The sequence below is a fragment of the Dactylosporangium sp. NPDC005555 genome (assembly GCF_040605635.1).
Lineage (GTDB): Bacteria > Actinomycetota > Actinomycetes > Mycobacteriales > Micromonosporaceae > Dactylosporangium.
The window spans coordinates 54,979-68,682 of the sequence record NZ_JBEXDG010000039.1; the positions used below are offsets into that span (position 1 = coordinate 54,979).

Annotated in this window: 1 protein-coding gene; it reads left to right on the forward strand. The window is 74.8% G+C overall.

The window, feature by feature from the left end; genetic code table 11:
• Position 1 precedes the first annotated feature (1 nt).
• A complete protein-coding gene (locus tag ABZS58_RS34020; RefSeq protein ID WP_354787353.1) occupies positions 2-13,693 on the forward strand; it encodes a type I polyketide synthase in 13,692 nt (4,563 codons plus the stop codon).
• Positions 13,694-13,704 lie beyond the last annotated feature (11 nt).

Sequence of the window (13,704 nt, forward strand, 5' to 3'; positions counted from 1 at the left end):
GATGAACGAAGACAAGCTGCGCGAGTACCTCAGGCGCGTGACGGTCGATCTGCACCGGACCCGGGAGCGGCTCAAGGACGTCGAGGAACAGCAGCAGGAGCCGATCGCGATCGTCGCGATGAGCTGCCGGTACCCGGGCGGCGTCCAGACCCCCGAGGACCTGTGGCAGCTCGTCGCCGATGGCCGCGACGCGATCGGGCCGTTCCCCGGCAACCGGGGCTGGGACCTCGACAACCTGTTCCATCCAGACCCGGACCACCGCGGCACGTCGTACGGCAGCGAAGGAGGCTTCCTCTACGACGCGGACCGCTTCGACCCGGCCCCGTTCGGCGTCTCACCCCGCGAGGCGCTCGGCATGGACCCGCAGCAGCGGCTGCTGCTGGAGACCGCGTGGGAGGCGTTCGAACGCGCCGGCCTCGACGCGGGCACGCTGCGCGGCAGCCGCACCGGCGTCTTCGTCGGCGTCATGTACAACGACTACGGCGCCCGGCTCCGCGAGATCCCCGAGGGCATGGAGGGCTACGTCGGCAACGGCAGCTCGCCGAGCATCGCGTCCGGCCGCATCGCCTACACGTTCGGCCTCGAAGGACCCGCGGTCACCGTCGACACCGCCTGCTCGTCGTCGCTCGTCGCGCTGCACCTCGCGGCGACGGCGCTGCGCCGCGGCGAGTGCAGCCTCGCCCTCGCCGGCGGCGTCACCGTCATGTCGACCCCGAACACGTTCATCGGCTTCAGCCGGCAGCGCGGCCTGTCCGTCGACGGCCGCTGCAAGTCGTTCTCCGACGACGCCAACGGCACCGGCTGGGGCGAGGGCGCCGGGCTGCTGCTCGTCGAGCGGCTCTCCGACGCCCGCCGCAACGGCCACCGCGTCCTGGGCCTGCTGCGCGGCTCCGCCGTCAACCAGGACGGCGCGTCCAGCGGTCTGACGGCCCCGAACGGTCCGGCGCAGCAGCGGGTCATCCGGGCGGCGCTCGCCTCCGCGGACCTCGCGCCGTCCGATGTGGACGTCGTCGAGGCGCACGGCACCGGGACGACGCTCGGTGACCCGATCGAGGCGCAGGCGCTGATCAGCGCGTACGGCCGGGACCGGGAGACGCCGCTGTGGCTCGGGTCGGTGAAGTCGAACCTCGGCCACACCCAGGCCGCGTCCGGCGTCGCCGGGGTCATCAAGATGGTCCTCGCCATGCAGCACGGGCAGCTGCCGCGGACCCTGCACGTCACCGAACCGTCGACGCACGTCGACTGGAGCGACGGCACCGTCCGCCTGCTCACGTCGGCGCAGCCGTGGCCGGCCGTCGAGCGCCCGCGCCGGGCCGGGGTGTCGTCGTTCGGGGTGTCCGGCACCAACGCCCACGTCATCATCGAACAGGCCCCGCTACCCGACCCGTCCTCCGCCGACGCGCCCGCGTCTGTGTCGTCGCCGCCGGTCGTGCCGTGGCTGCTGTCCGGGCGCACCCCGGCGACCGTGCCCGCGCAGGCCCGCCACCTCGCCGCCGCCCTCGACGCCGCGCCGGACCTCGACCCGGCCGACGTCGCGTTCACGCTCGCGACGGCACGCACCACGACCGAGCATCGCGCCGTCGTCCTCGGCACCGACCGGTCCTCGTTGCGGACGGCCCTCACCGCGGACGACGTCGTCCGCGGTGTCGTGACGCCAGGCCGGTCCGCGATGCTGTTCACCGGTCAGGGCGCCCAGTGGTCCGGCATGGGACGCGGTCTTTACGCATCCTTCCCGGTGTTCGCGGAAGCGTATGACGAGGTGTGCGCGCACATCGAGGGTCTGCGCGAGGTGGAGGGCGCGGAACTCGACGAGACGCGGTGGACGCAGCCGGCCCTGTTCGCGGTCGAGGTGGCGGTGTATCGCCTCCTCGAATCGTGGGGTCTCGAGCCGGACCACCTGCTCGGCCACTCCATCGGCGAGCTCGCCGCGGCCCATGTGGCCGGGGTCTGGTCCCTCGACGATGCGTGCAAGGTGGTCGAGGCCCGCGGCCGGTTGATGCAGGCGCTGCCGGCCGGCGGTGCGATGGTCGCGATCCAGGCCGCCGAGGACGACGTTCGTGCGGTGCTGGTCGACGGCGCCGAGATCGCGGCGGTCAACGGCCCGGACGCGGTCGTCGTCTCCGGCGACGAGGCCGCGGTCGAAGCGGTCGCCGCCCATTTCGAGAAGACCAAGCGGCTGCGGGTGTCGCATGCGTTCCATTCGGCGCGGATGGACGGGATGCTCGACGCGTTCCGCGACGTCCTGCGCACGGTGACGTTCAACCCGCCGGCCATCCCGATCGCGGTCACCTCCGCCGGCGACGTGACGGATCCGGAGTACTGGGTCCAGCAGGTCCGCGGCACGGTCCGGTTCGCCGACGCCGCCGGGTCGCTGAAGGCGAAGGGCGTGACCAGGTTCCTGGAGGTCGGCCCCGACGGGGTGCTGTCGGCGCTGGTCGACGGGGTCCCGGCCATGCGGAAGGGCCGCGACGAGGCCCTCACCCTGATGACCGCCGTCGCGCGGATGCACGTCACCGGCTGGTCCCCCGACTGGCGCACCGTCATCGGCGACCGCGACCTCGTCGACCTTCCCACGTACGCGTTCCGGCGGGACCGGTTCTGGCTCGACGACCCCGCCGCCCGCACCGACGCCGACGCCGTCGGGCTGCTGCCCGTCGACCACCCGCTGCTCGGCGCCGCGCTCGGCCTCGCCGACGGCGGCGGGTTCGTCTTCACCAGCCGCCTCTCCCTGCGCGACCAGCCGTGGCTGCGCGACCACGTCATCCACGGCGTCCCGCTCGTGCCCGCCACCGCCTTCGTCGACCTCGCCGTCCGCGCCGGCGAGATGCTCGACTGCGGGCACCTCGGCGAACTCGCCGTCGAGACGCCCCTCGCCCTGCCCGACCCGGGCGCGGTGCACCTGCAGGTCACCGTCGGCGCCCCCGACGACACCGGCAGCCGCCCCGTCGCCGTGTTCTCCCGCACCGCCGGGACCGCCGGGACCGCCGGGACCGCTGATGGGAGCGCCGACTGGACCCGGCATGCGACCGGCCGCCTGCAACCCGGGCACCGCTGGGACACCGCCGACCTGACCGAGTGGCCGCCGCCCGGCGCGACCCCGGTCCCCGCCGACGGGCTGTACGACACCCTCGCCGACGCCGGGCTCGGCTACGGTCCCGCGTTCCAGGGCGTGCGGGCCGTCTGGCGCCGCGCCGGCGACCTGTTCGCCGAGGTCAGCCTCGCCGAGACGGCCCGCGACGACGTCGCCCGCTTCGGCGTCCATCCCGCGCTCCTCGACGCCGTCCTGCACACCCTCGGCCTCGCCGAGCGCGCCGGCGGCGGCACGCAGCTGCCGTTCGCGTTCCGCGGCGTCTCATTGCGTACCAGCGGCGCCGTCACCGTCCGGGCACGGCTCACCCTGACCGGTGCCACCACCGCCGCCATCGAGGTCGCCGACCAGACCGGCCGTCCCGTCGCCTCGATCGAGGCCCTCGACCTGCGCCCGGTGACCGCCGGGCAGCTGGCCGCGACCCGCACCACCGACCTGTTCCGGCTCGACCTGGTGCCGGCCACGGTCACCGGCGGGCACCGGCACCGCTACGCCGTCCTCGGCCCAGACCCGCTCGGGATCGCCGCCGCCCTCGCCGCCTCCGGCGCTGCCGCCGACGTGTACGACGACCTCGCCGCGTTGCGCGCCGCCGGCACCGCCCCCGGGCGGGTGGTCGCCACGATCGACGGCGGCGGCGACGCTGCCGCCGCTGTGCACGGCCGGACCGCCGCCGCGCTGGCGCTCGTGCAGGGGTGGCTCGCCGACCCGCCCGCCGGGGCCACGCTCCGGCTCGTCGTGCCCGCCTCGGGACCGGACGCGGTCGCGTCGGCAGCCGTGGCCGGTCTGATCCGCTCCGCCGACGCGGAACACCCAGGCACGTTCGGGGTCGTCGAGGTCGCCGAGCAGGGCGTCGCGCTCGCCGCCGCCGTCGCACTCGACGAACCGGCGGCCGTCGTCCGCGGCGACGCCGTCCTCGTCCCGAGGCTCGCCCGTGCCGGCGCCGCCCCGGCCGACGCGGCGCCGGCGGCGACGTTCGGCGGCGACGGGACCGTGCTGGTCACCGGTGGGCTCGGCGGGCTCGGGGCGCACGTCGCCCGGCACCTCGTCACCGCCCACGGGGTCCGGCACCTGCTCCTCATCGGGCGGCGCGGTCTCGGCACCGACGGCGCCGCCGCGCTGCGCGACGAGCTGGCCGGGCACGGTGCCACCGTCACGGTCGCCGCGTGCGACGTCGCCGACCGGGCCGCCGTCGCCGCGCTCCTCGCTGCGGTGCCCGCCGAACACCCGGTGACCGGGGTCGTGCACACCGCCGGGATCGCCGACGACGCCGTCGTCACCGACCTCACCGCCGAGCGGGTCGCCGCGATCCTCCGCCCGAAGGCGGACGGCGCCCTGCACCTGCACGAACTCACGCGCGACCTGGATCTGACGGCGTTCGTGCTGTACTCGTCGCTGGCCGGGATCGTCGGCGGCGCCGCGCAGGCCGGGTACGCCGCCGCGAACAGCGTCCTGGATGCCCTCGCCGCCCAGCGCCGCGCCGAAGGACTGCCGGCGCTGTCCCTGGCGTGGGGGCTGTGGGACACCGCCAGCGGTATCACCGCCCACCTCGACGACGCCGACCGGCAGCGCCTCGCCCGCAACGGTGTCGCGCCGCTGCCCGTCGCGGACGCCCTGGCGCTGTTCGACGCCGCCTGTGCCGCCCCCGCGGGACTCGCCGTCCCGGCGCGGCTGCGGCCCGACGCGCTGCGGGCCGCCACCGTGCCCGCCGTCCTCAGCGGACTCACCGGCGCCACCGCCCGGCGGGAGGCCCACGACGACGACTCCCTCCGGCGGCGGCTGTCGCGCATGCCCGACGACGACCGGATTCCGGCGCTGCTGCGCCTCGTCCGCCTCGAAGCGGCCACCGTCCTCGGCCACACCACCGGCGACGACGTCGACCCGCACCGGGGGTTCCTCGACGCCGGGTTCGACTCCCTCATGGCCCTCGAACTGCGCAACCGGCTCGCCGCCGCGACCGGGCTGACGCTGCCCGCCACCGTCCTGTTCGACCACCCGGCGCCCCTCGCCATGGCCAGGCACCTCCTCGGCGAACTGCACCTGGGCACCGTCGCCGCCGCCGCGCCGGCCGTCGCGGTCCCCGCCGACGAACCCGTCGCGATCGTGGCCATGAGCTGCCGGTACCCGGGCGGCGTCCAGACCCCCGAGGACCTGTGGCGGCTCGTCGCCGACGGCACCGACGCCGTCGGACCGTTCCCCGACGACCGCGGCTGGCCCGTCGACCGCCTCTACCACCCCGACCCGGACCACCGCGGCACCAGCTACGCCCGCGAGGGCGGCTTCCTCTACGACGCCGCCGCGTTCGACGCCGACTTCTTCGGCATGTCACCCCGCGAGGCCCTCGCCACCGACCCGCAGCAGCGGCTGCTGCTCGAATCGTCGTGGGAGCTGCTGGAGCGCGCCGGCCTCGACCCGGTCGCCCTGCGCGGCACCCCGACCGGCGTGTTCGTCGGCCTCATGTACAGCGACTACGCCGCCCGCGTCCACGAGGTCCCAGACGGCCTCGAAGGGCACCTCGGCAACGGCAGCGCCCCGAGCGTCGCCTCCGGCCGGGTCGCCTACACGTTCGGGTTCGAAGGACCGGCGGTCACGATCGACACCGCGTGCTCGTCGTCGCTGGTCGCGCTGCACCTGGCCGCGCAGGCGCTGCGCCGCGGCGAGTGCGGCCTCGCCCTCGCCGGCGGTGTCACCGTCATGTCGACGCCCGGCACGTTCGTCGGCTTCTCCCGGCAACGTGGGCTCGCCCCCGACGGCCGGTGCAAGGCGTTCTCCGACGACGCCGACGGCACCGGCTGGGGCGAGGGCGTCGGCCTGCTGCTCCTGGAGCGGCTGTCCGACGCGGTCGCGAACGGTCACCCGGTCCTCGCCGTGGTCCGCGGCTCGGCGGTCAACCAGGACGGCGCGTCCAGCGGTCTGACGGCCCCGAACGGTCCGGCGCAGCAGCGGGTGATCCGGGCCGCGCTCGCGGCCGCGGACCTGGCACCGTCCGACGTGGACGCGGTGGAGGCGCACGGCACGGGCACGACGCTGGGGGACCCGATCGAGGCGCAGGCGCTCATCGCCGCGTACGGCCGGGACCGGCGGGCGCCGCTGTGGCTGGGGTCGGTGAAGTCGAACCTCGGCCACACCCAGGCCGCGTCCGGCGTCGCCGGGGTCATCAAGATGGTCCTCGCCATGCGGCACGGGCAGCTGCCGCGGACCCTGCACGTCACCGAGCCGTCGTCGCACGTCGACTGGTCGTCAGGGGCGGTCGAGATCCTCACCGACGCTCGGCCGTGGCCGTCCACCGACCGCCCGCGCCGGGCCGGGGTGTCGTCGTTCGGGATCTCCGGCACCAACGCCCACGTGATCGTCGAGGAACCGCCCGCGGCGAACGTCGTGGCGGGGGAGCGGGTGGCGTTGCCGGTGGCCCCGTTGCCGCTGTCGGCCCGGACCCCGGAGGCCCTTGAAGCGCTGGTGGCGCGGCTGCGGGAAGGCTCAGGCGATCCCGTCGACGTCGGCTACTCACTGGCGACGGGCCGGTCCGGGTTCGAGCACCGGGCGGTGCTCGTCGGCGACGCAGTGGTCCGTGGCCGGGTCTGCGAGGGCATGTCCGCGATGCTGTTCACCGGTCAGGGCGCTCAGTGGTCCGGCATGGGCCGCGGCCTTTACCAGGCGTTCCCGGTGTACAAGACGGCGTATGACGAGGTCTGCGCCCACATCGATGGTCTCGCGGACATCGAGGGTGACCTCCTCGACGAGACGCAGTGGACGCAGCCTGCCCTCTTCGCGGTTGAGGTGGCGGTGTACTGGCTGCTGGAGTCGTGGGGTCTCAAGCCCGACTTCCTGCTGGGTCATTCGATCGGTGAGCTTGCCGCCGCGCACGTCGCCGGGGTCTGGTCTCTGGAAGATGCGTGCAAGGTCGTCGAGGCCCGGGGTCGCCTGATGCAGGCGCTGCCCCGGGGCGGTGCGATGGTCGCGGTCCAGGCTTCCGAGGCGGATGTGCGTGCGGTGCTGGTCGACGGCGCGGAGATCGCTGCGGTCAACGGCCCGGATGCGGTTGTGGTCTCCGGCGACGAGGAAGCGGTCCTCACGGTTGCCGCCCGGTTCGAGAAGACCCGGCGGCTGCGGGTCAGTCACGCGTTCCATTCGGCGCGGATGGACGGGATGCTCGACGCGTTCCGCGACGTCCTGTCCACGGTGACGTTCAGCCCGGCGGCGATCCCGGTCGTCACCACCTCGACCGGTGACGTCACCGACCCGGAGTACTGGGTGCAGCAGGTCCGCGGGACGGTCCGGTTCGCCGACGCGGTCGACACCGTCAAGGCGAAGGGCGTCACACGGTTCCTGGAGGTCGGCCCGGACGGGGTGCTGTCGGCGATGGTCGACGGGATCCCCGCGATGCGCAAGGGTCGCGACGAGCCGGGCACCCTGATGACCGCCGTCGCGCAGGCGCACGTCGTCGGCTGGTCGCCGGACTGGGCGCGGCTGTTCAAGGGCGCGCACCGCGTAGACGTGCCCACGTATGCGTTCCAGCGGCAGCGGTACTGGCTCGACGCCGGCGCCCCCGTCCAGTCCGAGGCCGACGCGCGGTTCTGGACCGCCGTCGAGGCCGGTGACCTGTCGGGGCTCACCGCGCAGCTCGGCCTCGACGACGGCGCCCTCGACTTCGTCGCACCCGCCCTCGCGTCCTGGCGGCACCGCAGCCGGCAGGAGTCCACGATGGACGGCTGCCTGTACCGGGAGACCTGGAAGCCGCTGCCCGTCGCCGCGGCTACGGAGCTCACCGGCACCTGGCTGCTGGTCGTCCCGGACGGCGGGGCGGACGACGTACATGAGGCGCTGACGGCAGCAGGGGCAACCGTTCGGACCCTGACGGTGCCCGGCGACGTCGCAACCGCGGGCGGTGACCTCGCCGGGGTCGTGTCGCTGCTGCCCGACGTGACCGGGACGCTGCTGCTCGTGCAGGCGCTCGGCGCCGCCGGCGTCACCGCGCCCCTGTGGTGCGTGACCCGCGACGCGGCAACCGACCCGGCCCAGCGCGCCGTGTGGGGCCTCGGCCGGGTCGTCGCCCTGGAGCATCCCGACCGCTGGGGCGGCCTCGTCGACGTCGACGACACGGGCGTCGCGCTGCTGCCGGGTGTCTTCGGCGGGGCCGAGGACCAGATCCGGATCCGGTCCGGGAAGGTCTACGGCCGGCGTCTCGCCCGGGCCGTCGCCACGCGGGGCTGGCGTCCGACCGGGACGGTGCTCGTCACCGGCGGCACCGGCGCCCTCGGCATCCACGTCGCCCGGTGGCTCGCCGCCGAAGGCGCGTCCAGGATCGTGCTGGTCAGCCGGCGCGGCCCGGACGCACCCGGCGCGGCATCGCTGGACATCCCCGGTGCCGAGGTCGTGGCCGCCGACATCGCCGACGCCGCAGCCGTGGCGGACCTCATCGGCCGGTACGCACCGAACGCCGTGATCCACGCCGCCGGGGTCCTGGACGACGGCACCGTCGACGGTCTCACGCCCGAGCGGGTCGCCGCGGTGATGGCGGCGAAGGTCGACGGCGCCCGCCATCTCGACGCCGCGACCCGGGACCTGGACCTGGACGCGTTCGTGCTGTTCTCGTCGTTCGCCGGGTCGGTGGGGTCGGCAGGGCAGGGCAACTACGCCGCCGCGAACGCCGCCCTCGACGCGATCGCCGAGCGGCGCCGCGCCGCCGGTCTCCCCGCGGTGTCGATCGCGTGGGGTCCCTGGGCGGGCGACGGCATGGCCGGCGACCTCGGCGACCGGCACCGCCGCGGCGGCGTCCGGCCCATGAGCCCGGCCGCGGCCGTGACCGTCCTCGGGAAGGTCGGCGGCGACGCGACCGTCGCCGTCGCCGACATCGACTGGGACACGTTCGGGCCCGCGTTCGCCGCCGGCCGGCCCGCGCCGCTCCTCGACGGGCTGGCTCCGGCCGCGGCGGCGCCCGTGCGGCGCCGGCGGTTCGCGGACCTGCCCGCCGACGAGCTCGCCGGGCACCTCCTCGACGTCGTCCGCCGTCACGCCGCTACCGTCCTCGGCCACACCGGCACCGCCGCGATCCGCCGCGACCGGGCGTTCCGGGAGCTCGGGTTCGACTCGCTCACCGCCGTCGAGTTCCGCAACGCGCTCACCGCGGACACCGGCGTCGCCCTGCCGACCACCGTCGTCTTCGACCACCCCACCCCGGAAGCCCTCGCCGGCCTGCTGCTGTCCCACTTCACCGGTGCCACCGCCGACCAGGCGGTTCATGCGGCTGCGGTGCCGGTCGACGAGCCGGTCGCGATCGTCGCCATGGCGGGCCGATTCCCCGGCGCGGACACCGTCGAGGCGCTGTGGACGCTCCTCGCCGAGGGCCGGGACGGTGTCCGTGAGTTCCCCGCCGACCGTGGCTGGGACCTCGGCTCCCTCTTCGACCCCGACCCCGACCGGACCGGGACCTCATACGCGCGGGTCGGCGCGTTCCTGCAGGACGTCGCGGGGTTCGACGCCGGCTTCTTCGGCATCAGCCCGCGTGAGGCCCTGGCGATGGACCCGCAGCAGCGGCTGCTGCTGGAGACCGCGTGGGAGACGTTCGAACGGGCCGGGATCGACCCCGCCACGCTGCGCGGCAGCGCGACAGGCGTGTTCATCGGCACGAACGGCCAGGACTACCCGACGATCCTCGCCGCCGCCGAGGAGAACGTCGAGGGCTACCTCGGCACCGGCAACGCGGCGAGCGTCGCGTCCGGGCGGCTGTCGTACACGTTCGGCCTCGAAGGACCCGCTGTCACCGTCGACACGGCGTGCTCGGCGTCGCTGGTCGCCCTGCACCTGGCCGCGCAGGCGCTGCGGCGGGGCGAGTGCGGCCTCGCCCTCGCCGGTGGGGCCACGGTCATGTCGACGCCCGGCGCGTTCGTCGAGTTCTCCCGGCAGCGCGGCCTCGCGGCCGACGGGCACTGCAAGGCGTTCTCCGACGACGCGGACGGCACCGGCTGGGGCGAGGGCGTCGGCCTGCTCCTCGTCGAACGGCTCTCCGACGCCGTCGCCAACGGTCACCCGATCCTCGCCGTCGTCCGCGGGTCCGCCGTCAACCAGGACGGCGCCTCCAACGGACTCACCGCCCCGAACGGCCCGTCGCAGCAGCGGGTCATCCGGGCCGCGCTCGCCGCCGCCGACCTCCAGCCGTCCGATGTGGACGCCGTCGAGGCGCACGGCACCGGCACCAGCCTCGGTGATCCGATCGAGGCGCAGGCGCTCCTGGCCACCTACGGCCAGGACCGCGCGACGCCGCTGTGGCTGGGGTCGGTGAAGTCGAACCTCGGGCACACCCAGGCCGCCGCCGGCGTCGCGGGCATCATGAAGATGGTCCTCGCCCTGCGGCACCAGACCCTGCCCCGGACGCTGCACGTCACCGCACCCTCGTCCCACGTGGACTGGACCGGCGGCGCCGTGGAGATCCTCACCGAACCGCGGCCGTGGCCGTCCGGCGAGCGCCCTCGCCGCGCCGGTGTGTCGTCATTCGGCATCTCCGGCACCAACGCGCACGTGATCCTCGAAGAACCGCCCGCGGCGAACGTCGTGACGGGGGAGCGGGTGGCGTTGCCGGTGGTGCCGTGGCCGCTGTCGGCGCGGACGCCGGAGGCCCTCGACACGCAGGTGGCGCGGCTGCGGGGAGGCTCGGGCGATCCGGTCGACGTCGGCTACTCCTTGGCGACGGGCCGGTCGGCGTTCGAGTACCGGGCGGTGCTGCTCGGCGACGTCCCGGTCCGTGGCCGGGTCCGGGACGGCGGGTCGGCGATGCTGTTCACCGGTCAGGGTGCGCAGTGGTCCGGTATGGGACGCGGCCTCCACGCGGCGTTCCCGGTGTTCGCGGCGGCGTATGACGAGGTCTGCGCCCACATCGAGGGCCTGCGTGACGTGGAAGGCGCGGAACTCGACGAGACGCGGTGGACGCAGCCGGCGCTGTTCGCGGTCGAGGTGGCGGTGTACCGGCTGCTGGAGTCGTGGGGTCTCAAGCCCGACTTCCTCCTCGGCCACTCCATCGGTGAGCTCGCCGCCGCGCACGTGGCCGGGGTCTGGTCCCTGGCGGACGCGTGCAGGGTCGTCGAGGCCCGCGGCCGGTTGATGCAGGCGCTGCCGGCTGGTGGTGCGATGGTCGCGGTCCAGGCGTCCGAGGCGGACGTGCGTGCGGTGCTGGTCGACGGTGCTGAGATCGCTGCGGTGAACGGTCCCGACGCGGTGGTGGTCTCAGGCGATGAGGTCGCCGTCGATGCGACAGCCGCCCAGTTCGAGAAGGCCAAGCGGCTGCGGGTGTCGCACGCGTTCCATTCGGCGCGGATGGACGGGATGCTCGACGCGTTCCGGCAGGTCCTGGGCACGGTGACGTTCAACTCGCCGGCGATCCCGATCGTCACCACCTCGACCGGTGACGTGACGGATCCGGAGTACTGGGTCCGGCAGGTTCGGGGCACGGTCCGGTTCGCCGACGCGGCCTCGTCATTGACCGCGAAGGGCGTCACACGGTTCCTGGAGGTCGGCCCCGACGGGGTGCTGTCGGCGATGGTCGACGGTGTCCCCGCGATGCGGAAGGGCCGCGACGAGCCGGGCACCCTGATGGCCGCCGTCGCGCAGGCGCACGTCACCGGCTGGTCTCCCGACTGGGCCCGGCTCCTCGAAGGCGGGCGCCGGGTGGACCTGCCCACGTACGCGTTCCAGCGGCAGCGGTTCTGGCCGACAGCCCGCCCCGTCACGCAGCCGGACACCGAGTTCTGGGCCGCCGTCGAGTCCGGTGACCTCGGCGACCTGCTCGGCATCGACGCCGGCGCCCTCGGCGAGGTCGTTCCGGCCCTGACGCAGTGGCGGCAGCGGCGGCAGTCCGCCGTGGACGGCTGGCTGTACCACGACACGTGGACCGCGCTGCCCCGCCACGAGACGACGCTCGACGGCACCTGGCTGGTCCTCGCGGCGACCGACGACACCGCCGTCGCCGGTGCCCTCAAGGTCGCCGGCGCCGACGTGCGCGCGGTCGTCGTGCCCACCGCCGCCGACCGCGACGTGCTCGCCGCGGACCTTCGCACGTACATCGGGACCGGCCCGATCAAGGGCGTCGTCGCGCTACCCGCCGACGCCGCCGAGGCACTCACGATCGTGCAGGCCCTCGCCGGTGTCGACGCGCCCCTGTGGTGCCTGACCCGCGATGCGGTCACCGACCCGGCCCAGCGCGCCGTGTGGGGTCTCGGCCGGATCGTCGCCCTGGAACACCCCGCCCGGTGGGGTGGCCTCGTCGACATCAGCGACACCGACCTGGTGCTGCTCCCCGGCCTCCTGGGCGGCACCGAGGACCAGGTCCGGGTCCGGTCCGGCACGGCCTACGGCCGGCGTCTCGCAAAGGCCGCCGCGGCGCCAGGGTGGCGTCCGTCGGGGACGGTCCTGGTCACCGGCGGCACCGGCGCGCTCGGCGTGCACGTCGCCCGGTGGCTCGCCGCGGAAGGCGCGTCCAGGATCGTCCTGGTCAGCCGGCGCGGCCCGGGCGCCCCCGGTGCGGCGTCGCTCGACATCCCCGGCGTCGAGGTCGTGGCCGCCGACATCGCCCAGCCGGGTGTGGCGGCCGACCTCGTGCAGCGGTTCGCGCCGACAGCCGTGGTCCACGCGGCGGGCGTCGTCGACGACGGTGTCATCGACAGCCTGACCCCGGAGCGGATCGCCGCGGTCACGGCGGCAAAGGTCGACGGTGCCCGCCACCTGGACGCCGCGACCCGGGACGTGTCGCTGGACGCGTTCGTCATGTTCTCGTCGTTCGCGGGGTCGGTCGGGTCGGCGGGGCAGGGCAACTACGCCGCCGCGAACGCCGCGCTCGACGCGATCGCCGAGCAGCGGCACGCCGCAGGGCTCCCGGCGGTCTCGGTCGCCTGGGGGCCGTGGGCGGGTGACGGCATGGCCGGGGACCTCGGCGACCGGCACCGCCGCGGCGGCGTCCGCCCGATGCACCCGGCCACCGCCGTCACCGCCCTCGGCCGGACCGGCAGCCACGCCACGGTCGTCGTCGCCGACGTCGACTGGGACTCGTTCGGGCCCGCGTTCAGGACCACGCGGCCCGCGCCGCTCATCGACGGGCTCCACGCACCGTCCGTACACGAGGAACCCACGCGACACGAAGACCTGGCCGGCATGCTCGACCTCGTGCGGCAGCAGGCAGCCGCCGTCCTCGGGCACAGCGGCGCCGAACTCGTCGCCCCCGAGCAGGCGTTCCGGGACCTCGGGTTCGACTCCCTGACCGCCGTCGAGTTCCGCAACGGCCTCGCCGCCCGGACCGGGCTGAAGGTGCCCGCCACCGCCGTCTTCGACTACCCGACACCGGCGGCGCTCGCCGCGCACCTGTTCGGCGAGGCGACCGGTGGGGCACCGGAAAACCCCCAGCTACCGATCCTCGCGGACCTCGACAAGGTCGAGGCCCTGATTTCGGTGATTTCCCCAGAGGATGATCTGCACGCTGCCGTCCGTACCCGCCTGCATGTGATGCTTTCGAAGCTCGACAAGGCGCGCACAGCAGAATCAGAATCGGCCACCTCTCTGCAATTCGATGCGGCGACGGACGATGAGCTCTTCTCGTTCATTCACGAGGAACTCGGTCGGTCATGAGGTGAGCCCGG

What these genes read in the sequence shown, in the direction of transcription:
- ABZS58_RS34020 (WP_354787353.1), top strand. Translation starts at nt 2, where the DNA reads ATGAACGAAGACAAGCTGCGCGAGTACCTCAGGCGCGTGACGGTCGAT.